The organism is Flavobacterium sp. KACC 22763 (assembly GCF_028736155.1).
Lineage (GTDB): Bacteria > Bacteroidota > Bacteroidia > Flavobacteriales > Flavobacteriaceae > Flavobacterium.
This window is the reverse complement of the sequence record NZ_CP117879.1, coordinates 1,116,153-1,142,668: the sequence shown is the minus strand read 5'-3', so window position 1 is coordinate 1,142,668 and position 26,516 is coordinate 1,116,153. Positions and strand designations below refer to the sequence as shown.

At 33.9% G+C, this 26,516-nt stretch carries 17 protein-coding genes; 14 read left to right on the top strand and 3 right to left on the bottom strand.

Translation table 11 applies throughout. The annotated features are described in order from the left end of the window. The first annotated feature begins 10 nt into the window (after positions 1–10). The 8 genes from PQ463_RS04840 to PQ463_RS04805 all read left to right on the top strand — a co-directional run bounded on the left by PQ463_RS04840 (position 11) and on the right by PQ463_RS04805 (position 14,351). A complete protein-coding gene (locus PQ463_RS04840) occupies positions 11–3,481 on the top strand; it encodes a hypothetical protein (RefSeq protein ID WP_274256584.1) in 3,471 nt (1,156 codons plus the stop codon). Next, a complete protein-coding gene (locus PQ463_RS04835) occupies positions 3,465–5,318 on the top strand; it encodes a contractile injection system tape measure protein (RefSeq protein ID WP_274256583.1) in 1,854 nt (617 codons plus the stop codon). Before PQ463_RS04840 ends, PQ463_RS04835 begins: the two co-directional genes overlap by 17 nt. A gap of 10 nt (positions 5,319–5,328) precedes the next feature. Beyond that, the gene (locus PQ463_RS04830; protein WP_274256582.1) at positions 5,329–5,511 is read left to right on the top strand and encodes a hypothetical protein; all 183 of its coding nucleotides are present in this window, start codon (positions 5,329–5,331) and stop codon (positions 5,509–5,511) included. Positions 5,512–5,547: 36 nt separating this feature from the next. Continuing rightward, positions 5,548–7,179: an eCIS core domain-containing protein gene (locus PQ463_RS04825; RefSeq protein WP_274256580.1), complete on the top strand. Its 1,632-nt coding sequence runs from the start codon at positions 5,548–5,550 to the stop codon at positions 7,177–7,179. A gap of 2 nt (positions 7,180–7,181) precedes the next feature. Beyond that, positions 7,182–11,447 (top strand): eCIS core domain-containing protein, encoded by a 4,266-nt coding sequence (locus PQ463_RS04820; RefSeq protein ID WP_274256579.1) that lies wholly within the window; start codon positions 7,182–7,184, stop codon positions 11,445–11,447. A gap of 12 nt (positions 11,448–11,459) precedes the next feature. Beyond that, entirely contained in the window at positions 11,460–12,077 is a 618-nt protein-coding gene (locus tag PQ463_RS04815) for a hypothetical protein (protein ID WP_274256577.1), read from the top strand. 147 nt (positions 12,078–12,224) lie between these two features. Further along, positions 12,225–13,043, top strand: coding sequence for a peptidoglycan-binding protein (locus tag PQ463_RS04810; protein WP_274256575.1), 819 nt, complete (start codon positions 12,225–12,227; stop codon positions 13,041–13,043). A gap of 3 nt (positions 13,044–13,046) precedes the next feature. Further along, positions 13,047–14,351: an ATP-binding protein gene (locus PQ463_RS04805; protein ID WP_274256573.1), complete on the top strand. Its 1,305-nt coding sequence runs from the start codon at positions 13,047–13,049 to the stop codon at positions 14,349–14,351. Positions 14,352–14,362: 11 nt separating this feature from the next. Here the strand turns inward: PQ463_RS04805 and PQ463_RS04800 are convergent, their stop codons facing one another. Then, complete coding sequence (locus tag PQ463_RS04800; protein WP_274256571.1) at positions 14,363–15,082, bottom strand: hypothetical protein; 720 nt, start codon at positions 15,080–15,082, stop codon at positions 14,363–14,365. A gap of 225 nt (positions 15,083–15,307) precedes the next feature. On the opposite strand from PQ463_RS04800, the gene PQ463_RS04795 reads away from it, so the two are divergent. Both PQ463_RS04795 and PQ463_RS04790 read left to right on the top strand, forming a co-directional pair. Next, positions 15,308–15,970, top strand: a complete 663-nt coding sequence (locus tag PQ463_RS04795; RefSeq protein ID WP_274256570.1) for a carbohydrate-binding protein — start codon at positions 15,308–15,310, stop codon at positions 15,968–15,970. A 493-nt stretch (positions 15,971–16,463) separates the two neighbouring features. Further along, entirely contained in the window at positions 16,464–17,150 is a 687-nt protein-coding gene (locus tag PQ463_RS04790; RefSeq protein ID WP_274256569.1) for a cytidylyltransferase domain-containing protein, read from the top strand. A gap of 92 nt (positions 17,151–17,242) precedes the next feature. Here PQ463_RS04790 and PQ463_RS04785 read toward each other — a convergent pair whose 3' ends face one another. Both PQ463_RS04785 and PQ463_RS04780 read right to left on the bottom strand, forming a co-directional pair. Then, positions 17,243–17,857: a YdeI/OmpD-associated family protein gene (locus PQ463_RS04785; protein ID WP_274256568.1), complete on the bottom strand. Its 615-nt coding sequence runs from the start codon at positions 17,855–17,857 to the stop codon at positions 17,243–17,245. Positions 17,858–18,036: 179 nt separating this feature from the next. Further along, on the bottom strand, positions 18,037–19,461 hold the full coding sequence (locus tag PQ463_RS04780) for an amino acid permease (RefSeq protein ID WP_274256567.1): 1,425 nt from the start codon (positions 19,459–19,461) through the stop codon (positions 18,037–18,039). A 257-nt stretch (positions 19,462–19,718) separates the two neighbouring features. On the opposite strand from PQ463_RS04780, the gene PQ463_RS04775 reads away from it, so the two are divergent. The 4 genes from PQ463_RS04775 (at position 19,719) to PQ463_RS04760 (ending at position 26,301) form a co-directional block, all read left to right on the top strand. Further along, the gene (locus PQ463_RS04775) at positions 19,719–22,229 is read left to right on the top strand and encodes a cation-translocating P-type ATPase (protein ID WP_274256566.1); all 2,511 of its coding nucleotides are present in this window, start codon (positions 19,719–19,721) and stop codon (positions 22,227–22,229) included. 320 nt (positions 22,230–22,549) lie between these two features. Then, positions 22,550–23,707 carry a hypothetical protein gene (locus PQ463_RS04770; protein WP_274256565.1) on the top strand — a complete coding sequence of 386 codons (1,158 nt, stop codon included), beginning with the start codon at positions 22,550–22,552 and terminating at the stop codon, positions 23,705–23,707. Between the two features lie 18 nt (positions 23,708–23,725). Then, on the top strand, positions 23,726–24,220 hold the full coding sequence (locus PQ463_RS04765; RefSeq protein WP_274256564.1) for a DUF4280 domain-containing protein: 495 nt from the start codon (positions 23,726–23,728) through the stop codon (positions 24,218–24,220). A 5-nt stretch (positions 24,221–24,225) separates the two neighbouring features. After that, positions 24,226–26,301, top strand: a complete 2,076-nt coding sequence (locus PQ463_RS04760) for a phospholipase effector Tle1 domain-containing protein (protein ID WP_274256562.1) — start codon at positions 24,226–24,228, stop codon at positions 26,299–26,301. Positions 26,302–26,516: the final 215 nt, after the last annotated feature.

The window sequence follows — 26,516 nt, the reverse complement described above, 5'->3', positions numbered from 1 at the left end:
AACTATTGCCATGTCAGCAAAACTTTCAACAATAACAACACAATACCGACGATTTACAAAAAATCAGGTACTTACAGAAGGAAACCTTAATGAGGTTGTAGATTTTTTTGACGACCAGGATCGCCTCTCCCGCGTTTACCTGAGTGGCGTTGGTATAGTTTGCGGACTTTATCCTGCTTATGATGAGGGTCAAAAAAACATTTCAATAACACAAGGAACTGGCATAACTACAGATGGTGATCTTTTTAAGTTATATCAGGCAGATGTATTGGGAAACAAAAAAATCGATTTTGATTCAAAAACCTATACGCACTGCAAAGTTTATGACAATACAAAAGCGGCGTATAAACCTTTTTTCTACGGAGGCGTAAACCAACAATTGCCTCTTTTTGAACTCTTGACAGAAGAACAGCAAAAAAAAGAAAAAGACCCCAATTTTGCTTTAGCAGAATTTACCGCAAATACCAAATTTGAGCTTAATGAGGCTGTAATTCTTTTGTATCTGGAGTCTTATGAAAAAGAATCAGACCTTTGCGTAAGCCTTTCTTGCGATAATCAGGGATTGGAAATTGTGGGCAATTATAAAGTTTTAATTGTTAGTAAAGACGTTGCCACAAAAATAATGAATTATGACAGTATGATTGGTAAAATCAATTATATCAATTTATACCATACATTACCAGATCTAAAATCAAACAGAATTGTACTAAAAAAAGAAGATTTTGTTCATCTTGAAGCATTAAAACAAACTTTTATAAAAGGGATTTTCAAAAACAATGTTGTTAAAAATCTACAGGAAGGCTATAATAAGCTGCTAACAGGCTTAAATATGCCAATCGTTTTAGAGTCTATTCAAAAAAAGATAACCGAACTATTTAATTTTGATGGAGATCTAGTACTTTCATCAGATTTTCAATATCGATATGATCTGCTAAATGATCTTGTTGACACCTACAATGAAACCAGAGCACTTTTACTCGACATAGAGGATAGTTATTGTTATCCTGATATTAATGCGTTTCCAAAACACTTAATGCTAGGCGAACTAATAAAAACAGAACCTTGTTTTGAATTTCGTCATGCTTTTTACAAATCGCCTTTGCTTACAGGAGAAAATCTTACCACTTGCAATGATTGCCTTGCAGATGAGAGCGCTCCTGTTATAGATTCAAAAGAAAAGAAAAAAATAAAAGCGGACGAAATAAAAGCAGATGAGATAAAAGTATGTTATGGCGAAAACACAGCCAGACAAAGAATGTACAGTCTTATTCTGAGAAGTACGGAATTACTAGAAAATTACAATGCATCGTATGATTATATAAAAATTACACCTTCTCTGCAATTGGGCAAATTAGGCAAAAAAGCCATTCCTTTTTACAATAATGTGAACAATTCGCTTATTAAAGCTTGGGATTTTGATAAAACCATTTTAGGGTTAGAAAAAAACAATGTTAGTTACCACGATGATCTATTGAATACCCAAAAACCGCTCGAAATACAGCTCGATAGTGACTTTTATAGAATTGAAGGTCATCAGGGATGCAATTACAAAGAAGCATTAAAAGCAATACAGCAAATTAGGCTAGATAATGGCCTAGGGTTCAATATAATGATATTGGCAGTAAATACTAATGAATTGGATAAAACCATTCAAAATTTCACCGAGTATTATCTTAACAAAAATCATGGTTACGAGCATAAAGCGGGTGTAATTCCAGGAGGCACATTTATAATGATTTATCTGGAAGAAAAAGTGCCCAATTACGATTATTACAAGATCCGCAGATCCTCTTTAACTAGAGATTTTGAAAAATTTAAAGAAAACATTCCAATTTTAAATCCAATTGTTGCCGATTTTTCTCTGCCTTATTTGTGCTGTGACGAAAACAACATAAGCCTGAGTTTGCCTGTAGATAAAATTTGTTTTGACAGCAAAACACCTCCTCTACCTTTTAAAGTATCTCCGTCGGGAGGTTTTGTAAAAGCTAATGTTGGACCTGATCAAAACGGAGGAATAGCCGTAAACGAATATGGCGCACTTGTTTTTGATCCAAATTTAGTCAGTAAAGAGTTAATTGGCCAGCCGATAACCTTTACAGTCAACAATTTTGATACGGATTGTAAGATCACCATTTTCGAAAAACCAGAATTCGATTTTACAGCTGTTCCTTCAAAATCTCCGGGAGCTGACGAAACCGAAGTCACTTTTACCATAACTGGTGAAAATATCGAAGGAAACAAATATACTTGGGACTTTGGAGACAAAACCGATTGGATTACAGATGATAAAACCGAAATAAAACACACCTACAAGTATAATAGCGAATCGCAAAAGGAATTCACATTTGATGTCACACTCTATGCAGACAATGGCAATTGCGATTTTAAAGTCACTCATCCTGTCACTTTTGAAATTCCAGATCCAAAAGTACTGGTTGATGGCAAATTAGTAAACGAAATATCTTTTTGCCGAAACGATAAACCTGTGGAGCTTACTCTAGAACCTAATATAAAAGGAGCACAAATTTTAGGAGAAGGAGTTCAAGTTACATTCGGAGAAAAATATATGTTTACACCAAGCGAGGTATCTAAGGATGTCCAAATCGTAACCATTTTTATAGACGATAAACCGTCCAATCTTACTATTACACTTTTAGAACTGCCTATTGCTAATTTTAGTTACAATGTAGATCCTACAACTGGAATTCTAACCCTAAACAACAATTCTCAAAATGCTGCGACCTATACTTGGCATATTGACAAGGAAGTAATTGTAACAGATAAAAAAGATCCAATATCACGACAAACTTCGATGTATAATGAATCTTCCATCTCTGTTTTATTAATTGCCGAAGGCAATTGTGGTTCGGTTACTGATGGTCCAAGGTTAATTGAAATTAGAAAACCGGTTGAAGGAAATAAATGTCTTGATACTGCTGATTTATTTTTAAACAACTCACTTGTAACAATTTACAATTTAAAAGAAATTGCTATAGCAAATAAATTCAATAGAGAAACTAATCGCTTAATTTCTGAAACGGAAAACAGATTTGTCGAAGTTCAAAAAAATATTGAGAGCTACATTGCTGGTAAATTAAATGATAATTTGTCTGAATTATTCACACAAGAAAACTTCAATTTAATATCGGCAGTTGTTGGCTCTGCCATTAAACTTCAAAATCCAGAACTAATTGCTGCGGTACAAACGCTTATATCGCTAAATACCTCATTGTTTTACACCATTTTGAGATGTCAAGATCCAGAAACGCTTAAAGCATCAGAAAAACAGATTATCCCAATAGAAATACTTTTCAATAATTTATTTAAAAGTTTTGTCGAAATAAAATTCAACAGCGATAAAGACGGAACATTGAAAGAGTTTTTGACAAGCATGCTGAAGGTATTTCCGAAAATCAATTTTATTATATCTTCTTTAAACCTACAAATAGAAGCTCTTACAGCTAATGCAAAACTTAAATAAACATATCATCAATAAAGTATTCCTTGAGATAAATACCAATTCTAAAGAAAAAGGATATTATCTCAAGGACAATATTGATGCGTTTTTGCAAAAAGAAGTATTCGCGCTTTTAGAAAATTATTTTACTGAAGTGGACTCCAAAAATCCTTTATACAGCATACAATTAGACAAACTCAATCTTGACATTGCTATAAATCAAAACTTAGATTTTGAAGATTTCAAAAAGCAGATTCTAAAAAAAATCACTACACAAGTCGAAGAAATTTTTGAAACAGAAGAAAAAAACATCGAAGGGTACAAACTCATTAAACCACAAGAAAAAGAAATAGAAAGCTTCTTTCATTTTCTAGAAACTGGCACGAATACTTGGTGGACAACTTTAGATAATAACTTCAAAATAGTTGAAGATAAAACAATTAACAAAATTATAAATGAAGAAAATTTCTTTTTCAAGTGGATAAATGCAATTCAAAAACCAATTGTGAGAACACGATTTATCAAACAATTTAGCGACAGCCAAATTGCAAACATTATTAAAAAAGGAGTATTACTCAAAAAAAACAGCACCGATAGCAGACCAAAAATAATCTCGATTAACGCCATACAAAAACACATTGAAACCTGTATTGCCAAAAATCAACTGATTCCAAATCAAAGATTCTTGATATGGGAAATAGTTCTTTTAAACCTTTTGGAGGCAAACAACACTAATAATTCAATTGTCAAGCAAAAACTTACTGAATTGATTTTAAGTGTATTTGAATTTCATAAAAAGAATCACTTTTTGCAACATAGAGAACTTCTAGTAAAGGAAATTGAAAATCAGATAGAAAACCAAAACGAATTGGAATTACTGGCTCATCTTGATGTTATTATTTCTATTATCGAAAAAAAACTAGACCTCATTATTTTAAAAGAAAAAGAAACAGAATTAAATACTCCCTCAAATAATCAAGTAACTATAAAAACTGACACAGAGTTAAAAAATGCAACAGAAACAGAAAATAGAATAAAAATCGAAAATGCGACGAAAGCTGAAAGTGAAACAGAAATAGAAAATGCAAAAAAAACAGAAAATCTAACAGAAGTAGAAAACGATACAAAAACAGAATCAGAAAGAAATCAGGAAAACAATGAAAATCTATCGCAAGACCAGAGTTCGATTTTGTTTAAAAGCAAAGATGCAACTATTAGCGATAGTGATAAAAATATCGAAACCCAGTCAAACAAATCAAAAGAAGAAATTAATGATAATCATGAAAAAGCAATTGACAAAAAGGATTCTGCTTTAGAGAAAGAAAAAGGTAAAAACGAGAACCGATTTGATGACAATGATAGTATTAGCGAATCTTATGTTGACAATGCGGGTTTAGTATTGATTCATCCTTTTTTGAAATCCCTTTTTGAAAATTGCAGACTGCTCGATAAAGACAATACTATAAATAATCCCGAAGTTGCCGCGCACCTCTTGCATTATGTAGCCACGGGAAAAGAACAGGATTATGAAAATGCTATGATTTTCGAAAAGTTTTTATGCAATATTCCGATTGCAGAACCTATTGAAAGAAACATTGTGCTCTCTGAAGAAATGAAAAAAGAAGCAGCCACAATGCTGCAAGCCGTGTTGAGCAATTGGGATATTATGAAAAAATCTTCGGCAGAATTGCTTCAAAACGAATTTTTACAGCGTCCCGGAAAACTGAATATTAACGGAGACGAAAGCCCTGTAATTACTATGGAGCGAAAAACACAAGATGTTTTACTGGACAAATTAAGCTGGAATTTGAGCATTATAAAATTGGCTTGGAAAAAACGAATCATATATGTGAACTGGTAAATATGAGAAAATGAATAGGGATGCTGATACGATCGGATATTCTCATTTTTTTGGAATGAAAAAATATGACAAATATGTTGTTGATGAAATTGAACTTCGACTCTCTAAAATATTTCCGTATTGGTACAAGCAAATAAAAAATGCATTAGAGAAAGAAGGTGTTATCGCAAATAAACCGCAGTTTGCTTATTGAAACAAATAAGTATTTCAAAATGATAAAATAACAATCATGAGAGAATTTGAACAAAAGAAAATAGCCAATCACTCCCCTTCTACTTTTTTTGGACCAAAAGTTCAAAAGAAACTAACTACGGGCGCTGTAGGAGATAAATATGAAGTTGAAGCCGACAATGTAGCCGATAAAGTAGTGAACAAACGCAAAACTGGAGGTTTATTGCAATCCCGAAGTGAAGAAGCCGTACAGCAAAAACCTATTGCCGAAAGCATTTCAACAGTTCAAAAAAAGGACTTGGCACAGGAACAGCCTCTGCAAAAAAAGGGAGAAAAAGAAGAGGATAAAAAAGTCCAAAAGAAATCGGATAAGGAAGAAGACAAAAAAGTACAGAAAAAAGGCGAAAAAGAGGAAGACAAAAAAGTACAAAAGAAATCGGATAAGGAAGAAGACAAAAAAGTACAGAAAAAAGGCGAAAAAGAGGAAGACAAAAAGGTGCAAAAGAAATCGGAAAAAGAAGAAGATAAAAAAGTACAGAAAAAGGGAGAAAAAGAAGAAGACAAGAAAGTTCAAAAGAAATCTGACAAGGAAGAAGATAAAAAAGTGCAGAAAAAATGCGCTGAATGTGAAAACGAAGATAAAAAAGCTCAGAAAAAAGAAGAAAAATCAGTTCAAGCAAAACTAAAGGAATCGAATTCTGTAAATGAAAACGTTGAGAACAATCTCAACAGCTCAAAAGGCGGAGGCAGCGCCATGGACAAAAACACAAAGCGCGAAATGGAATCTGGCTTTGGAGCCGATTTTAGCGGTGTAAACATCCATACCGACAGCAAAGCCGTTCAAATGAGCGAAGAACTGGGTGCACAAGCTTTCACACATGGTAACGATGTTTATTTCAATAAAGGAAAATACAATCCAAATTCCAAAGAAGGCAAACATCTGCTCGCACATGAACTCACACATACAATTCAGCAGACTGGATCTAAACAAAAATCAAGAACAATACAAAAATCATCTATAGAAAACCATCCGGAAGATTTACAAGCAGAGAGACCCGAAAACCCACAGTTTAAAGGCAATCCTCCGTTAGAAAAAGCCAATGATAATCAGATGCTTATTTCTACTGGACAAAAAGGGCAATATGTTTCAGAATTGCAGCAAGGTCTAATGAAAGCAGGTCAGAGTTTGCCCAAATTTGGAGCGGACGGCGATTTTGGAAGTGAAACACGAAATGCGGTAATAGGCTTTCAAGCAGAAAATGGTCTGAATAAAATTGACGGTATTGTAGGGCCGGAAACTATAGGAGCTTTAGACAATAAGCTGGTAGGACAAAAAGGCGGTGATAGCAATTGTTGCGGAGAAGCATTTCAACTACCGCAAAATAATAACGATTTTAATATCAATGATTCCGTTATGTCTTCCTCAACTTTTTGCTCAAAAGGCAATTTTAAAATAACCTCTACAGCAAATTGGGTTACTCCACATAATGCAAAACATTACAATATATTATTGACTGCCATACAAGGCGGAACAATACATAAAACTGGAAGAAGATATGATGTTGGAAGAACAGAAACACAATCATTTGCTGTAAAAACCAAAGATTGCATCTTCTTTAAAGTAGAAGTTCAAGTAATTAATCCTGGAGGTAGTCCAAATTTAAAAGGAAGTTTCAATGTAACCAATTAGAGATGCCAGCATTAAAGCAAATATCAAAATCAAATTCTCCGCACTCCGCGTCACATCATGACAAGGGGAAAGAATCTTTTTTTGGTGTTCAGGCAAAATTAAATATAGGGAAATCTAACGATAAATTTGAAGTAGAAGCCGACAGAGTCGCAGACCACGTAGTGGCCAATAAACAAACGCCAAAAGCAGAATCTTTCTTTTCGCCATCGCCAGTAGTGCAAAAGAAATTGGCGCGCAATGTTCAAAAGCAAGAAGAAAAAAATAAAGAAATACAGCGAAAAACTGGACCTCAAACCATAACACCTGTTGTACAGCTCAAAACGGATTTAATCCAAAACAAACTCGATTCTAGAGTAACCGAAAAACGAGAAGCTAATCCTGCTTTTTCTGGATCAAAATCATTAATTCAGCGCAAGCTAGAAGATAAAGTCCAGAAAAAAGAAGAAACTGTTCAGAATAAAAAAGAAGTTAAAAAACCAGAAACGGTTTCAAAAAGCACTCCATCAATCAAACCTTTAATTCAAAATAAAGGTGAAGAGGAAAATGTACAGCAGAAAAAAGAAGAAGAAAAACAAAACTCAGACGAAGAAAAACAACTGCAAAAAAGTGCGGCTGGCGATGCCAATCCCACCGATAATTCAAACATAGAATCCAAATTAAACAGCAGTAAAGGCGGAGGCTCTCCTCTATCCGGAAAAGTAAAAACCGAAATGGAATCTGGTATTGGAGCCGATTTCAGCAATGTCCGCATACATAATGATTCTAATGCTGTTCAAATGAATAAGCAATTGGGCGCTCAGGCTTTTGCAACTGGAAACAATATTTATTTTAACGAAGGAAAATACAATCCGAATTCAAAAGAAGGCAAACATTTACTTGCCCACGAATTAACGCATACCGTACAGCAGGGAGCGGCAATTAGAAAAAAACCTGAACCCATCTCCCCTGCTCCAGAAATGGTTCAAGAGTCATTACTATCCTTCGCGATTCCAGGTTTTGTAAAAAACAACGTTAGACATATTCCAGGTTATACGCTGCTTACAGTTGTAGCAGGTTACGACCCTCTGAATGATGTAAATGTCGAAAGAAATGCCATCAATCTTATTGAAGGATTTATGGGATTAATTCCGTTTGGGACAGCCATATTCGATAAATTGCAAGAATATGGTATTATTGATCGTGTTTTTGCTTGGGTCAACAGTCGTTTGAGCGAATTGGGTCTCAGCATGGATGCGTTACTTAAACTCGTTCAAGACGCGTGGGATGAATCTTCGGTTACAACTTTCATAGATGTTGTTAGAACTAAATTTAATGACTTAGTAAATCGAGTAACTACTTTTGCAACTTCGCTTGTTGATCAAATTATAACTTGGATAAAAGAAGCGCTGATTGATGTTGCAGAACCATTGTTAGCCGAAAACAAAGCGTATGCATTAATCAAAAAAATAATCAAATTTGATCCCTTACGCAATGTAGCAGTTACTGCCACAACAGTCGAAATATTAGAAGATTTCTTAATACTAATTGACAAGCAGACTGAGCTTGAGCAAATGCGCGAAAAAGGCACGCTGCAAAAAACCGCCGATTGGCTTGATACGCAAGTTGGAACTTTCGATTCTTTGTTAAGCGAACTTGGCGGACTCATAACTGCCGCTTGGAATGCTATTCAACCTTCAAATCTAGCCAATATTGGAGATAATCTCTCTGCACTTGCCGATCAGGCTGGAGATTTTTTACAAAGAGTTTGGGATTTTGCTTCAGGGGTTGCCCAAAAAGTACTAGAGCTTGTTAAAGATTCCTTATTAGCATGGTTGTCCTCTCAAGCCGCTACCGTAAGAGGTTATTCGCTTGTTAAAGTGATTATTGGTAAAGATCCTTTTACACAGGAAGTTGTGCCTCGCACAGTTCCAAATATGATAAGAGGTTTTATGAGCCTTATGGATGGCGGTGAAGAACAATATGCACAAATGGTAGAGTCTGGTGCAATAGCCAGAATTGCAGGCCAAATTGAAGCTGCTGTAGAGACGCTAAACATGACGCCACAGTCTATTATACAGCTCTTTACTGATATTTGGGATTCTATGACTATAGATGATCTCATTCATCCGATAGATGCTTTCATTAGAATCATTGAGAAATTTGGAGAACCTATAGGCCGACTAATTGCTTTTGTGGCAGAAATTGTCCGAATAGTTATTATGGCTATTCTCGAAATCATGAATTTCCCATTTGATCTCATCGGAAATATTATTACTAGAGCCTTAGAAGCTATTGATGACATTAAGAAAGATCCAATCGGTTTCTTGAAAAATATACTGCGAGCGCTTAAACAAGGATTTGTACAGTTCTTTGACAATATCGTCACCCACTTAATCAATGGTGTAACAGGCTGGCTAATGAGCGAATTAAAAGATGCCAATATTCCTGTACTTACTGATTTCTCTTTACGTGGTGTCATTACCTGGATATTAGAAGTGCTGAATATCTCAATGGAAAGAATCTGGGAAAAACTAGCCGCACATCCTCGCATTGGCCCTGCGAGAGTAGCTAGAATACGCAGTATGATTAATACGCTTGAAGGTATTTGGACATTTATCAAAGATGTTCAAGAACGCGGTATGGCGGCCATTTGGGACAAAATACAAGAACAGCTTAGCAATTTATGGAATACCGTTCTCGATGCCGTGAAAAACTTTGTCATGGAACGTATTGTCAATAGAATTACAGCCAGACTTTTAAGCATGTTAGATCCAACTGGAATCATGGCGGTAATAAACGGTGCAATGGCATTCTTTAATGCAATTCAAAGTTTTATCAAATACTTGCGTGAAATGCTCGAAGTGGTCAATTCGTTTGTCAATGGTGTAGCCGATTTAGCTCGAGGAAATGTCGCCACAGCAGCAGATTATCTAGAAAGAACCATGGGACAAGCTATGCCTGTCGTGATAGGTTTCTTAGCAAATCAAGTTGGTTTAACAGGTATTGGAGCAAGAATTGGCGAAATGCTAATTGCTGTTCGTCAAATGGTTGATGAGGCGTTGACTTGGTTGGTAAACAGAGCTGTAGATACAGGAATGGCATTGTTGGACAGAGCTATGGCAATGGGTGCAAGTGTAAGAGATGCTATTTTGGGATGGCTCGGAATAAGAAAAGAATTTGTTGCTGATAATGGCGAAAATCATACTCTATATTTTACTGGAGATGAAAATGCTCCTGTTTTAACCATAGCCAGTAATCCAACAGCATTTGCAACATTTATAGCTTCAGTTAATGTTGGTGATGATCCTGTGAAAACAAATTCTAAAGCTCAAGCCTTAATTATTGCTGGTCAAATTGATGCTAAAAAGAGAGAATCTGTTGCTGCACCAACTCCTGCGCAAGAAAATGCAAATAGCGAAAGAAAAAAACGAGAACTTGAGGCCTTACTAAACCAACTAAGTAACCATGCAAAATCTCTTTTTGGTGTATCAGATGCTGAATTACCCGAATCTGTAATTGATCAACAACAAGAAAGCAAAGGCGGTGATATTGTTGCTAAAAAAATGATCGCATCCATACTTACAAAAAAAGGTCCTGAAGGCTCAGAACCTACACAAAGAAGTCATGCTTTTTATGACAAACTTGCCAAACGCAAAAATGGAGGAAGTAGTTATTACATTAGAGGTCATTTATTAAATCATAATACACATGGCCCTGGAACATGGGAAAATATGACTCCATTGTCAAGAGAAGGAAACAGTGCACATGAAGGATCTGTTGAGTCACTTGTTAAAGCAGCTGTTCAATCAGGAGCAATAGTTTTTTACTCTGTCGAACCAAAAAATTATATTGGAAATTTAAGTACGCCAAATGATGCAGATCCTACAATTAAAGAAATTAGAGAAGCAGAACAGTTTGTACCGAGAACTTTAGATTGTAAAGCTGTATTACTTGAAAAAAATGGAAATAATTATACTGAAAAAGCTGGAGGTAATATTGCTACACTTTCTGTAAATAATCCAGTTGATACAAATATTAATTCATACGAAATAAGCACTACAAGCAGAGCAAGAGTTAGCATAATAAATAGTTCAATAAATGATTTAGTAAACAATACCGTTGGAATTAGAAGCGAAACGATGACTGCTATCCAAAACAAAGCAAAAACCATTGCAAATCTTAGATTGTATAATCAAATAAAAGACGAATTTCCTGATACACCTGAAAATGCAGTTATTAGAGCTGCTATTAACTCACTTCAAGCATTATCAAATGTCGTTATTAATTAAAAGAATAGACCCATGGAAAATATTTTTAACAAAATAGATTTAACCTTTCTAGAAATTAGCCAAAACGAAAAAATAAATAAACAAAAACAGGATTTTAATTCTTCTGCAAATAATGACCTCCTATTAGAAGGACAAAAAGTAGGCTTAGATCATAACACATTATCTTTTTTTAAAGAATCAAATGGGTATGAGATGAGTTGGGAAAAAGATTCTCAAAGCAATATTTTGGGAAAAATTAATATTTTAAAATTAGAGTACATTTTAAAAGGTATAAAAAGTAATTACCCTAGCTTATCAGATGAGGATCCTCTTTATAATTTCCATCCTATTGATCAATTTACAGATGAAGCTCATTGCGGTATTTTTATAAACAGCATCGCTAATAATCGAATGTTCTTTCACAGAGATGGAGAATCTGAAACTATTGATTTAATGATTGATTTTAATGCTTACATGGAGTTAGCATTAGAAGCAAGAGGATTTTTTTATTGGCAAAAATATATCATTGAAAAATTATATGATATTTCAAGTCCAGAAAGTGAAAGTTTTAAAAAACAGATGCCTGAAATATTTAGTGATTTTAAACTTGAAAGTTTTGATAATAAATATGAAAGCTTGAAACTTAAATAAAAAACACTCTTCTAAAAAAAGTCTTTAGGTTATAAAAAAAGAATATGCTAAAAAAGAAAAAATGATATACCCTCTATTAGTGAAACATAATAAAAACTGGAGAGGTTGTTTAGACAATAATTTTAAAACATTTAAAAAACATTAATCATGCAAAAAACATTCTACCAAAAAGAGCTGCTTCTTAAAGCAACACAACAAAGAAACGGAGCAAATAACAACAAGAAAGATGTCGAAAAAATTCAGTCTTGGCTTAATTTATTTGCTGCGCAGAATCCTGGTTCGGGAACGGCAACGGATATTGATGGAGATTTTGGTCCTGCGACTGAAAAAGCAGTATTTAATTTTCAGAAATTCAATGGTTTGCCTCAAAACGGAAATGTAGACCAAAGCTTGTTCGACAAATTGGCATCTCCGCTTAAAAAAGCTTTTGAAAGTCCAATATCTGGAAATAATCTGAGAGAATTGATTCTGAACACAGCCAAAAATCATCTTAAAAACCAACCTCTGGAGCTGGTTATAAACAACCAAAGCAATACAGGACCGTGGGTTCGAAGCTATATGGATGGACACGAAGGAACCGAATGGTTTTGGTGTATGGGTTTCGTTCAGTCCATTATTGATCAGGCGGCTTCTATTCAGGGAAAAAACTTTAAAAACCTAATGCCACTGACTTATAGCTGCGATACTGTTGGAACAACGGGTCTTCAGAAAAAAATACTAACACGTTATCAAACTGCCAGAACCAATTCGGCTTTGATAAAACCCGGAGATATATTTCTTCTTCAAAAAACGCCAAACGACTGGATTCATACCGGAATTGTAACTGCGGTTCATGCCGACACCATTGAGACTATTGAAGGCAACACTAATTCTGGCGGTTCTAATAACGGAAATGCTGTAATGGATAAAATCAGAAATTACAAACAATCTAAACTTGATTTTTTCTCAATTGACTCATTAGCATAGCAAATGGAAAATGTATTTACATATCTTAAAAACCAATTCGTATTTCAGCTTGATACTCTTTTTCACGTCGAAAATCCGACGGAAAAACCTGTTTTGAATCAGCTGGATGCGAATGGTTTTATTGACGAATTTATCATCGAAAATAATCTCTCAGAAATTGATATTCTTATTTTGGGATTGTCTCTAGTTCCGCATTTGAAGCCCGATTTTTTGAGTTCGATTATTGCAGAATATTTACCAAATGGCGGTGAACTGCCTGAGTTTGGCGGAATAAAAACTAAAAATCATCGCGGCATTCTGCCAACCGGTGAAACGGCTCAGTTTTTAATTGCTGGAAATGATCTCGAAAACCGAATTTCATTCTATAATTACTTGCACAATCAATCTTTTTTATACAAAAAGAGCATTGTTAAAGTGGAATCTGTTCCAAATGGCGAACCTAAACTAAGCGGTCTGTTGGTTTTAGAAGATGAATACATTGAAAAATTCATAACTGGAAAAATCCTAAAACCACAATTGAGCAGTATTTTCCCTGCGCAACTGATAGAAACGCAATTAGATTGGGAGGATTTGGTTTTGAATTCCAATACTTTAAACCAAATAAAAGAGATAGAAACTTGGCTTAAATTCAACGATATTCTGCTTCACGAATGGAATATGAAAGCCAAAATAAAACCCGGTTTTAGAGTTATGTTTTACGGCGCGCCTGGAACGGGAAAAACACTTACGGCTTCACTTTTAGGAAAATACACGCACAGAGATGTGTATAGAATAGATTTGTCTATGGTGATTTCAAAATATATTGGCGAAACCGAAAAAAATCTTTCTTCTCTTTTTGACAAAGCCACTGATAAAGATTGGATTCTGTTTTTTGATGAAGCCGATGCCGTTTTCGGAAAAAGAACCAATGTGCGAGATGCGCACGATAAATATGCCAATCAGGAAGTTTCGTATTTGCTACAGCGAATCGAAAACCATCCTGGATTAGTGATTTTGGCTTCTAACTTTAAAACCAATATTGATAGTGCTTTTACCCGTAGATTTCAATCTATAATCGAGTTTGAAGTGCCTTCTTATGGCGAACGTTTGAAATTGTGGCAAAATAATCTGCCAAAAGGAATTAAAATTGCTGAAGATGTAAACCTCCAAGAACTTTCAAAAAAATACGACATTACGGGAGCAAATATTGTCAACATTATTCAATATGCCTGTCTGCGAACTTTAGAAGATCAAAACAAAAGCATCAACTTAAATCATCTGCTACAGGGAATTAAAAAAGAATATGCAAAAGAGGGAAAAATGATGTAACTGAATAGGATTTAAAACAATATCGAAAGACCTTTGGTATATTTAAGAAACAGATCGACTGCAACCAGAATAATGATTACTAATATAAAAGCTATGAAAATTGCAATTCTTTCGGCCTTTTTGTCAAACTCAAAAGTTTTGGGATTAATAAAATTAGAAGTATAAACTACTGGAGAAATTTTCAAATGTGGACAAAATAAAGTAGCACCCTGCAGAAAATGAGCAATTAGCTCATATTTATTTTTTGGCACATAAGACAATCCATTTTCAGCTGTAGAAAAATGAATGGGAACTTTTACACCCTCTTTAAAACCAAAAATGTATGCTGGTGAATATTTTGTTCCTACTTTTCGATCAATATCATTTACATAACTTTCTCCACTCCTACCCAGTTCCTTGTACAAAATACTTTTAACTGTCCCATCATATTGATAATGGTGTACACCGTGCTGATCTACAGAAATCAAAATGACTTTTTTTTGCCTCTGTCGCAAATAATTTTTGTAAAGAGCCCAAATACCCCAAAACAGCAAAGGGAAATATATAAAATTGAAAATCATTTCTTCGTTTGACAAACGGCTATTATACTCCAACTGAAGGCTCAAAGGAATTCCAACAAATAAAACAAGCATCGCGATGCATAAAAGTCCAAACAGCATATAAATTGCTACAGTAGCTGCTGTATTGCGTTCAGAAGATATTTTTGGAAAGTTTTCTTTGCTGTAAATCATTAAGTTCTCAATACTAAAAAATGAATTATGTAAGATTTTACCGTTTTGTCAAATTAAAACAGAATAAATCAAAAAATAAAATTAAAGTATATTTTTTTTTAGCACGCAAGAATTTAAAAGGAAAGAAGCATGAAAGGCGTTCTATATATCATTTGTCCAATTAATTCTATTTACTTTTTATATAGAAAAAATGTTATTTTTATATTAAATCTATGTAGAAATGCCATGAAAAAAATATTACTATTGCCTTGTGTTTACTTGTTTCTATCTGCTGAATCTTATACTCCTTTTTTCAGTAGTCAGTACGCTAAAGAGTCTAGTGCCTATAAAGTGCAGGAAATTCCAGGAAAAATTGAATGCGAGTTTTATGACCTTGGCGGACAAGGAATAGCTTACTTTGATCAAGACAGTATCAATAACGGAAGTGGGAAACTTAATCCTGTAAATGGAAATCCTCTGAATGAATTCAGAATTAATGAAGGCGTTGATATTTCATATACAAAACCAGATAACATTGATGTTACTCCTTATAGCAAGGTTCCTGTAAAACTTGAACACTTTTATGTTGGTTGGACGCAGCCTGCTGAATGGATCAACTACACGGTTCAGGTAAAAAAGACTGGCAAATACAAAATAGGACTTCTCTACACTGCCAATGGAGATGGCGCAATCTCTTTTGATGTCAATGGAAAAGATGCTACCGGAAAGATGAAAATAACCTCTACGCATGACGATAAAGATCCTGTAGCATGGAGACAGTGGCATCATTGGAACAGTCAAGATAATATTGGAAGTATAACCCTTGAGAAAGGAAAACAGCTTCTCACATTGCATATTGTAGAAAACGGAAACATGAATTTAGATTATATCACTTTTACGCCTTATTAGTGTTTTTTCAGAACCCTTTGTTTTTTTTTAGTAAATATCGCATTTAAACATTGCTAATGTCAAAAATTGTAAACTTTCAATTCTTGACTGGCATTAAGTAAATAATGCACTACTTTTCACTATTTACTCTTTACTCTTTACCCTTTACTCTTTACCCTTTACTCTTTACCCTTTACTCTTTACCCTTTACTCTTTACCCTTTACTCTTTACTCTTTACTCTTTACTCTTTACTCTTTACTCTTTACTCTTTACTCTTTACTCTTTACTCTTTACTCTTTACTCTTTACTCTTTACTCTTTACTCTTTACTCTTTACTCTTTACTCTTTACTCTTTACTCTTTACTCTTTACTCTTTACTCTTTACTCTTCACTCTTCACTCTTTCTAAGCAACTATTTCAAATCAAGTATTTCTACCTAAACCCAGTTTATTCTATCTTCCTATATTAGTTTCATAAAATAATCGTCATTCTTAATTCTCTTATAAAAACATTATGAGTAATTTCTATCTTACTGCCCTATTACCAATACAAAAAGATTATCCTTTTCATGTTTTGCCTAATAGAAATTTTCTTCCATTTAATGGAATACCTATGTACCAGTATATGATTGAAAAATTACTGAAATTTACTCAATTTGAAAGTATCGTAATTAACACCGATTCAGATGAAGTTAAAGAATATTGCAAATGGAACGGCAGATTAAGAATAATTGACCGACCAAAATCATTAATTGGCGAGGACGTAAAATCAGATCTGATAACGGCTCATACTCTTGAGAAAATTTCGGGCGAACATTTTATCGAGTTTCAAAGTTTTAATCCTTTAGTAACAAATTATACCTTAGATAGTTTCATCAAACAATATATGGATCAAATCGTGGTTGGAGAATACTTTGATTCAGTTTTTAGTATACAGCGTTACGAGTTGAGAAATTATGATCTCGAAAAAAGGGAAATGAATGATGAATTTCAATTTTCAATAATCGAAAATGGAATTCTTCATGGTTTTACCCGTACTTCTTTTCGCAAACATGGAAAAAAGATTGGAAAAGTGGCTACAGCATTCGAAGTAAAAGAAATTGAAAATACACTTCTGGATTCGGATGCTAATTATGAATTAGCCAAGCTGGTTTTTGCTAATCAGGATAAATTTCCTGCTGTTTTTCATAGCGGTATTTAGTGAGAGCACCGCTATGAAACTGCTATCTATCAAAACCAGTCGGTTCTTTTTTTATGTGTGTAATAATTTTAAACTAAATACTATTTTTCCAATTATTTCTTAGATTGCCAAAATCTATCTTTCCCTTCTGCAATCCATTCTAGAGATTGTAAAATTCTTTTATTTCTAGTTTCATCTGTTTTTGCATCTGCAATCCAAATAATATAGTTTTTACGGAATGACGGCGATTTGCTTTCAAAAATTTCAGTCGCTTTAACATCCTTTTTTAAGGCATCTACAAATTCTTTAGGAGCCACCACTTCTGCCGTAGATTTTTCTTTTACCGGTTTGGGTTTAGCAGTTCCATTTTCATTAAAAACCATTGCCTCTTTGATGTATGCAGTTAATTTTTCTTTGCTTGGCAATTCAGACAAATCCTTAATCTTGTCCATATAGCCAAACTTTTTACCTGCTTTTACACTTGCCTGAATCTCCGCGTCTTTCATCAATTCAGCTTTATACAAACTAAAAGAGCAATGCTGTTTAAAACCGCCCATCATAACTAAATGATCACCTTTATAAGAATAATGTGGTGTTCCCCATTTTATATTTTCTTCTGCTTCGGGACAAGCACTAAAAATTACCTCTCGCAAATGATTTAAAATAGGTTTGGCAAAATCAGCCATTTTCGCAATGTAAGCCGTAACGTCTTTGTTATAATTTTCCATTGATTGAACTATTTAATTCGTTATAAAATTTCAAACTTTTTCAACACTAATATACTCTAATACAAATTGATACTGCATTATTTTTTCGAAGATATGACAAATCTAATTAAACGAACCTAATTCTTAAAACGCCATAAAAAAAATCCCATTTCATTAGAAACGGGATTTTCATAAACTACTTATTTTTTGGTTTTATAAACTTTATAAAATATAAAAAGAATACCCAACCAGATAGGAATTAATTCCACAGATAGCTTCATATCCGTCATCCACATGATGGATAAAATACCCAATAAAAATACGAAACAGATGTAATTACTTATTGGATAAAATATTGAGGCAAACTGAGTTTTTACATTTTCCCTGTCTTTTGCACGTCTAAATTGAAGATGCGTGTACGAAATCATAACCCAGTTAATAACCAAGCAAGACACTACTAAAGACATTAAAATACTAAAAGCCTCTTCTGGCATTACTTTATTGATTAAAATACAAATCGCTGCAAAACATGAAGAAATTAAAATGGCATTAACCGGCACTGAGTGTTTGTTCAGTTTCTTTAAAAACTTTGGAGCGCTACCTTGATCTGCTAAACCAAATAACATACGTGAATTGCTGTATACACTACTATTATAAACCGATAAAGCAGCAGTTAATACAATAAGATTAAGCACATTAGCTATAAGACGTGTAAAGTATATTTTGCTGCCAAACAGCTCAAATTCCATTCCGTTTAGATTCTGAAAAACCATTACAAACGGACTGCTGTCTGTAGTAATTTGTCTCCAAGGCGATAAAGCAAATAAAATTACCAATGCTCCAACATAAAATATAAGAATTCTATAAATAACCTGATTGGTTGCTTTTGGAATGTTTTTTTCTGGATTTTCTGCCTCAGCAGCGGTAATTCCTATTAGTTCTAAACCTCCAAAAGAGAACATAATTAGCGCCATTGCCGATAATAAACCTTGAAAACTGCCATTTGCTGTTTTTTCAAAGAAACCTTTTGGAAAGAAACCGCCATCGTTATATAAATTATGAATCGTAGCGTGCTCTCCTCCTGTTCCACTTATAAGCAAATAAGTACCAAAAAGAATCATAGCAATAATCGCTACTACTTTTATGATAGAAAACCAAAATTCAGTTTCTCCGTACACTTTTACAGAAGCAAAATTTAAAGCATTAATAACCAGAAAGAAAAACAAACTGGTTGCCCAAAGCGGAATTTCAGGCCACCAAAACTGCACATAAACCCCAATGGCTGTAAGTTCAGCCATACTAACTAAAATGTATAAAATCCAATAATTCCAACCTGATGCAAAACCTGCAAAAGAACCACAATATTTATAGGCAAAATAGCTAAAGCTTCCTGATACAGGCTCTTCAACAACCATTTCACCAAGCTGTCTCATAATAAAAAAGGCGATAATTCCAGCAATTGCATATCCTAAGATAACAGATGGACCTGCTAATACAGCCGCTGGGCCAATACCTAAGAAAAGACCTGTTCCTATTGATCCGCCAAGGGCAATTAATTGAATATGGCGGTTAGTTAGTCCGCGTTTAAGCTGGTTGTCTCCTGCGGCTTCATGATTTTTTTCCACAAATTCGGTTTTAAAGGATTTAAATGTTTTTCAGAAATCTATAATCAGCGAAGATAGGTTAAAAAAGGAATCGTACAAAACCATACTCAAAATTGTATGCTAGTTATAAATTGGCGAGCAGCTTCAAAGCTTCAAAAAAACAGTAAGAAATATCGGGAGTTTCATTATATTTATAATATATTTTTATTTCCATAAGACACTAAGCGCTTAAATTTCAACTCGTTCAAAATCACTATCGCATTAATATAAAATTATCTATGTCTTACAATATACCTGAACATCTCAAAGGACTTAACGATAACGAAGTAACCCTTTCAAGAAAAAAATACGGTTACAACCAAATAGACAATGCCGATAAAAATACGTGGCTAGAGCTTCTTATAAATATATTCAAAGAGCCAATGCTTGTTCTGCTGTTTGCTATTTCAATTATTTATCTTGCCATAGGAGATTATGGCGAGGCTCTTTTTATGTTTCTGGCCATTGCCACGGTTGCCGCCATTTCGTTATATCAGGATAATCGCAGCCGAAAAGCTTTAGAAGCATTAGAAAAACTCAATGAACCTTTAAGCAAGGTTATTCGCAATGCAAAAATTATTGAGATTCCGACTCACGAAATTACCGTTGGCGACCTTTGCATTGTTGAAGAAGGAAAGATGATTAATGCTGATGGTGAAATTATGCATAGCAATGATTTTTCTGTTAATGAGTCCTCTCTTACTGGCGAAAGTCTCTCTGTTTTTAAAAGCAGCGAAAGTGATGATAACAAGGTTTACAGCGGAACTTTAGCCGTTTCAGGATTAGCTGTAATCAAAGTCGAAAAAATAGGAAAAGAAACCCGTTTGGGCAAAATAGGCGTTTCTATTTCAGAAATAAAAGAAGAAACATCTCCTTTACAGCTTCAGATAGGACGGTTTGTCAAAGGAATGGCCATTGTGGGTATTATTGTGTTTGCAATGGTTTGCATCATTAGCTTTTATCATACGCGTAGCCTTCTGGACAGTCTGCTCAACGGACTTACACTGGCAATGTCTGTTTTGCCAGAAGAAATTCCCGTAGCTTTTTCGACCTTTATGGCATTGGGCGCTTGGAAGCTCATGCGTGAAGGCATTATTGTCAAACGAAGCAGCATAGTCGAAACATTGGGCAGTACAACAGTTATATGTACCGATAAAACTGGGACTATAACCGAAAATACGATGCAGCTCAAACATATCTACAATTTCGCTTCGGATAAAATTTTAGATGAAGACGATTTTAGCAATCCCGATCTCTCGACAATTATTGACTATGCCATGTGGAGCAGCGAGCCCGTACCATTTGATCCCATGGAAAAAACCTTGCATCGTTTGTATGAAAAGTCTAGAAAAGACGACCGACGCAAAGATTTTCAAATGATACACGAATATCCTCTTGAAGGCAAACCTCCAATGATGACGCATCTTTTTGAAAATACAGAAAAGGAACGCATTATAGCGGCAAAAGGTGCGCCTGAAGCTATTCTGAATGTTTCGACACTTAGCGAAAATGAAAAAAATAAAGTCCGCGATATTATTAAGAATCTTGGCAGTCAAGGATTTCGAATTTTAGGTGTGGCCAGATCCCATTTTGAAAGCAATAATTTTCCAGAAAAGCAGCAGGATTTCAAGTTTGATTTTCTTGGACTGGTAGTTTTCTATGATCCTCCAAAAAAAGGTATTCAAGAAGTTTTTAGCCATATTTATGATGCGGGAATCAAAGTAAAAGTAATTACGGGAGATAATGTCGATACCACCAGAAGCATAGCCTTACAAGCAGGAATAAAACAGACTTCTGAAGCTATTGAAGGCAAAGATATTATGGAATTTTCGGAAGAACAGCTTCTACAAGCAGCCGAAGAAAAAGTACTTTTTACAAGAATGTTTCCTGATGCCAAACTCGCTGTCGTAAATGCGCTGAAAAAACAAGGTGAAGTCGTTGCCATGCTTGGAGATGGCGTAAACGATTCGCCAGCTCTGAAAGCCGCTCATATAGGCGTTGCAATGGGAAGTAAAGGAACCGAAATCGCCAAAGCTGCCGCCGCGTTGGTAATTACCAATGATGATCTGGACAAACTAATTGTCGGAATTGCTTCTGGCAGAAGAATTTATGCCAATATCAAAAAAGCGGTTCAATATATCATTTCCATTCATATCCCTATTATTCTAACGGTTTCACTTCCATTGCTTTTAGGATGGGTATTTCCGCAGATATTTACTCCTGTTCACGTTATCTTTTTAGAACTGGTTATGGGTCCCACCTGCTCCATTGTGTATGAAAATGAGCCTATGGAACGCAATACCATGCAAAACAAACCGAGAAAAATGACCGATACTTTTCTTAATTGGAAAGAACTCTCTATCAGCATTATTCAAGGAGTATTGATAACAGCTGGCGTTCTCTTTGTTTATCAGCATACGGTTCAAAATGGCGGCAATGAAGAAAAAACCAGAGCAATGGTTTTCAGCACCTTAATTTTTGCTAATATTTTATTGAGCTTAACAAACCGCTCTTTTCATTACAGTCTTTTTGAAAGCTTTAAAAATAGAAACATTCTTTTTCCTATCGTCAGTTTTTCAACGCTCATCATGCTGTCAGCCATTTTATATGTCAATCCTTTCTCTGATTTTTTCCATCTCACTGGACTTACTATAAGAGAATTAGGATTAGCTGCTGGAATTGCTTCCCTATCTGTTTTATGGTTTGAAGGGTATAAATTCATTAAAAGAACTTCACGAAGAAAAAATTGAGTTGTACGAACGTATGTTGAAGGAGATAGATAAAATGAATGCAAGATTTAGAAATTGATAAATAAGCAATTATAAAAGCATAATTAATTTTAAAAAAGAGACTTTGAGGTCTCTTTTTTTGTTTTCGAACATTATTTTGCTTGTACAAAGTTCAGAAGATTCTTCTCAAAAACCTAATAGCCTGAAAACAAATAAGTTAATATTAGCAAGAAAATGATTATTTTCTACTAAATGTTAAATTGTAGTTTTTTCTTATTTTATCATTAAAAAATGTAAGAAAAATACATATATTTAAACCAAAATATATCTTACATACTTTCATGATTATTGGCAAAATTTTAGACAATTGGGGTGCGGTTAAACACTTTACTTACAAGATACAAAAAGGAGACACTCCTATTTCTGTAGCAGATAAGCTTGAAATAACACTCGACGAACTTAGGCATTATCATAACTTCAATTGCATTGAAGATCGCGATGTGATAAATGCTGATTTTCCAAGTCATTTAGAATTCCTTCTTTTAAAACCAAAAAAACAGGAATCGGATAATGAACAAGAAAATGCAAAGCCTATAAAAGTAATTTTTGATAATGGATTCAAAATACCTTTTCATAAAGTAAGAGGTAAAAATAGCTACATGGTGCTTCAGACAATTGAGAACGATAATATTTTACAAACCATAAAATGTAAACTAAGTGTAGAATATATCAAAAAAGATAAAAATGGATATTCTTTATTTGAAATTGATAGAGTATCTAAAGTATTTTTAAATAGTGCACAAACTGATGCCATAACCGATATTCTAGCAGAAAAAGTATCAAGTGTTCTATACCCACTACTAATTGTTGTTAATCCAGAAGGTAAATGGATCGATATCCATAATTTTTATGATATAAGCGAACGATGGGCAGCAAAAAGAAAAAGTATCCTAGAAAAAAATGAGGGCGAAGCTATAAACAAATATTTAAATGCTCTCGATTCTATACTAAATGAAGAAGAAAACCTACTTCAAAATTTATCCGATGATTGGTTTTTAAAAGTCTTCTTTAATGGAATCCATACTGCTTATACTTCAGATTTATCTATCATAACAGAGACAGATTTTGCCATTACACCTAAAAATGGTACTGTAATATTTAGCGTAACGCAAAAAATTGATGAGTATCTAAATGATGCAAATATGGTAGTTATTGAAAAAAAGGGCACATTGGCAAATACAGCAAAAGAAGACGCTCTTAGAAAAAATAATTTTTCTGGCAAATACCACTCCATTTACCATTTGAATCCAAATACCTATACCATCGAAAGCGCAAGCTTAGAATGTGATATCATTGGTGACTTTACAAAAAAAGCAACAGTCAAAATCTACAATCTCAATGACAAAAAAATTACAGCATCTGAGCAAAATCATGATTTTTTTGTAGGTGAAACGATAAAAAAAGAAAGCTTTTTTAAGGATCTATTTAAACTCCATTAATTAAAATAAGAGAAGATTATGAGCGAGAAACACATTGTTGTAAACGGTGCAATGCTAAAATGTAAGTTTAGCGTAGAGCCCAAACTTGATAAATTAAAAGTAAAAACGCAAAGTAAACATTATGCAAACGATAAAGATGGCAGTGCAAAACTTATAGCGACAGATAAAGAGATAGGTCAAACTCTAGAAAAAAATACTTTCGGCAAATGTAAAATGCAACCGAAAGGAAACGGAGATTATTTACCATGCCATGCGACAATTACCAAATGGAGTGGCTTTTATGAAAAAATAACCTTGTCAAATAATGGCAAAGCACTACTAGAAGACAGTAAAGCGACTTGTCCTATTGGCGGACCAGATTGTATTAAAGTTAAAAATCACGGGCAAATAGCTGAACCTAGTGAGCAAAACTTCATCAATGCGAATCCCGATGTACATAATCTAATAAATCCGATGTTTAATATGGGAGAATTTCAAAACGAATTAAACGGAATACCTGAAGCTAAAAAATAATAGTGATGAAATTTTATATCAAAGGTGATTCAAGGCCTATAATTGGCAAAAGTGTTTATTCGTTAATGTATACAAAGACGGCTAACGATCAAGCGAAAAAAGGAGTGCAATTGTATGTAAATGAAAAAGATGATAACCATAAAGAAGTAGATGGCTCTAAAATTGTAAAACAGCATTGGACACTTTTAAAAAACGGAAAACTGTTTTTAGATTTAGGCAGCGATGGCAGAGTTACTTTTAGTCAGGCAAGCATAGGAATCAATTACACAATTGCCGTTACTTTTACCGATATTCATGGAGCAAAAGATACTGCAAAACTGAATGTTACACCAGTTGCAGGAACGCCAAGCATAGAAGATCTTAAGTGGCAAGATCAATTTTATCGTGACCTAGACGGTAAAGCGATTGGTTATTCAGACAATGTTCGTTTGTTTATTCACACATTAAATATTCCAGTTGGAGACAGACTTCAAGTAACCATTTGGGAAGACGAAGGCATGGATGGACATGGTAATAATTCTCGAAATATGGGAACCTATACTACATCTCCTGTTGATAAATATGGAAAAGCAGAACTATACTTTAACAACATAAAAGTATATCAAAAAATACTGAACGATAAAGATTATAGAGATGAAAACGAACATGAATTTTATGCTCAAGTTAAGTATATAGGCAAAATTGACACTATACAAGACGCCATACAGCTTAAGATTATAAATGATCTCAAGAAAACAATTGAACCTCCTAAAAACAATAGTGTTGCAAAAGTTGCTGTTCCTGATAAGCAAAAGAAACCTGAGGAGAAAGTAGGTGTAAAAGTAACAGTTAATGTGTTTTTTGATGGTACTTTAAATAATATGAAAAATACTGAAGCCAGATTAGCTTATGAAAAGAAGAGAAAAGGAATACTATTAACTCCTAAAGAAGAAATAGCTGCAAAAGCTTTTGAGGATAATGATGAGAATGAAAGCAGTTATGATAACTACTATTCTAACATTGCGATTTTACACAACATAAACATTGCAGAAAACAGTGAGAATAAAGTAAAAGTTTACATTGAAGGAGAAGGTACGAGGGATCATGATAAAGATGATTTTTATGGATATGCTTTTGGAAGCGGTGATAAATCAGGAATTCCTGTTAAAGTAAACAAAGCTTTTATGGAGATAAAGAAAAAAATTGACAAACTCAAAGCTGATAAATTTATAAAAGAAAACCAATTTGTTAATGAAATAGATCTAACTGTTTTTGGTTTCAGTCGTGGCGCTGCTGCCGCAAGAAATTTTATATCACAAAGACGAAAGCTACAGGATATGTATGATCTAGAATCTAGCAAATTTAAAATACAATTTGTTGGGCTATTTGACACTGTTTCCTCCTATTCCGAAAGTTTTTCAACTTCGCCTAATTTTAACAATGACATACAAGAGTTAAATTTAAAATTAGAAGGAAATATTAAAAAAGTGATACATATTACCGCATCTGATGAATATCGTGAAAACTTTTCTCTTACCAACATAAAAAGCTCTATTGATGCTGGAATTGGCTATGAGCTTTCTATTCCTGGTGTTCATAGTGACATTGGCGGAGGTTACGCCGAAATTGAAAAGGAAATAAGAAAACTACATTTAGAAAAGGGCTTTGATAACATAAAAGAAACTTTAATAAAAGAAGGCTGGTATGAAAAAGAACAAATTGTAACCACAACAACTTCAAAAAAGGGAGTTTCATTTACTACACATATGGCAACTAGGAGAATACCTCTATCCTATCAATTTATCCCGCTTTCTATAATGGTTAAGCTTGCTGAAAATTATAAAATGATGTTTGATAACTCGCTAATGCAAAAAGGCAAAAAGGAGACTTACAAAGTCCCTGAAGACCTCGAAGAAGCAAAGAATTTGTTATTAAATTATGCAATTACAAATGATGGAGCACATAGTAAAACAGTAACGTTTAAAAATGAAAAATTGCATTTTATACGAAATAAATACCTTCATCGATCAACTTGTGATAGCTATGGAAAAGGAGGCAGATATGAAGACGGAAAGCCTTATAGAAAAAAAATTGATGGATAAATATAAACGAAATTTAAACAAAATGTCAGATCAAAATAAAAACAAAATATTATCAATATTCTTAATTGTATTCATTTCATTTTTATCCTACTTATTTTATCCTGATTATCTTGGTTATTCTTATAGATTAATACTAGTAATTCCTGTTCTAACTATCCTACTGGCAATCTATGCCTACATCCATGGATTTAAACGATTAATAACAAAAATAATAT

What these genes read in the sequence shown, in the direction of transcription:
- PQ463_RS04785 (WP_274256568.1), bottom strand. Translation starts at nt 17,857, where the DNA reads ATGGAAAATTATAACAAAGACGTTACGGCTTACATTGCGAAAATGGCT.
- PQ463_RS04805 (WP_274256573.1), top strand. Translation starts at nt 13,047, where the DNA reads ATGGAAAATGTATTTACATATCTTAAAAACCAATTCGTATTTCAGCTT.
- PQ463_RS04760 (WP_274256562.1), top strand. Translation starts at nt 24,226, where the DNA reads ATGAAATTTTATATCAAAGGTGATTCAAGGCCTATAATTGGCAAAAGT.
- PQ463_RS04830 (WP_274256582.1), top strand. Translation starts at nt 5,329, where the DNA reads ATGAATAGGGATGCTGATACGATCGGATATTCTCATTTTTTTGGAATG.
- PQ463_RS04820 (WP_274256579.1), top strand. Translation starts at nt 7,182, where the DNA reads ATGCCAGCATTAAAGCAAATATCAAAATCAAATTCTCCGCACTCCGCG.
- PQ463_RS04835 (WP_274256583.1), top strand. Translation starts at nt 3,465, where the DNA reads ATGCAAAACTTAAATAAACATATCATCAATAAAGTATTCCTTGAGATA.
- PQ463_RS04840 (WP_274256584.1), top strand. Translation starts at nt 11, where the DNA reads ATGTCAGCAAAACTTTCAACAATAACAACACAATACCGACGATTTACA.
- PQ463_RS04815 (WP_274256577.1), top strand. Translation starts at nt 11,460, where the DNA reads ATGGAAAATATTTTTAACAAAATAGATTTAACCTTTCTAGAAATTAGC.
- PQ463_RS04770 (WP_274256565.1), top strand. Translation starts at nt 22,550, where the DNA reads ATGATTATTGGCAAAATTTTAGACAATTGGGGTGCGGTTAAACACTTT.
- PQ463_RS04810 (WP_274256575.1), top strand. Translation starts at nt 12,225, where the DNA reads ATGCAAAAAACATTCTACCAAAAAGAGCTGCTTCTTAAAGCAACACAA.
- PQ463_RS04790 (WP_274256569.1), top strand. Translation starts at nt 16,464, where the DNA reads ATGAGTAATTTCTATCTTACTGCCCTATTACCAATACAAAAAGATTAT.
- PQ463_RS04825 (WP_274256580.1), top strand. Translation starts at nt 5,548, where the DNA reads ATGAGAGAATTTGAACAAAAGAAAATAGCCAATCACTCCCCTTCTACT.
- PQ463_RS04795 (WP_274256570.1), top strand. Translation starts at nt 15,308, where the DNA reads ATGAAAAAAATATTACTATTGCCTTGTGTTTACTTGTTTCTATCTGCT.
- PQ463_RS04800 (WP_274256571.1), bottom strand. Translation starts at nt 15,082, where the DNA reads ATGATTTACAGCAAAGAAAACTTTCCAAAAATATCTTCTGAACGCAAT.
- PQ463_RS04775 (WP_274256566.1), top strand. Translation starts at nt 19,719, where the DNA reads ATGTCTTACAATATACCTGAACATCTCAAAGGACTTAACGATAACGAA.
- PQ463_RS04765 (WP_274256564.1), top strand. Translation starts at nt 23,726, where the DNA reads ATGAGCGAGAAACACATTGTTGTAAACGGTGCAATGCTAAAATGTAAG.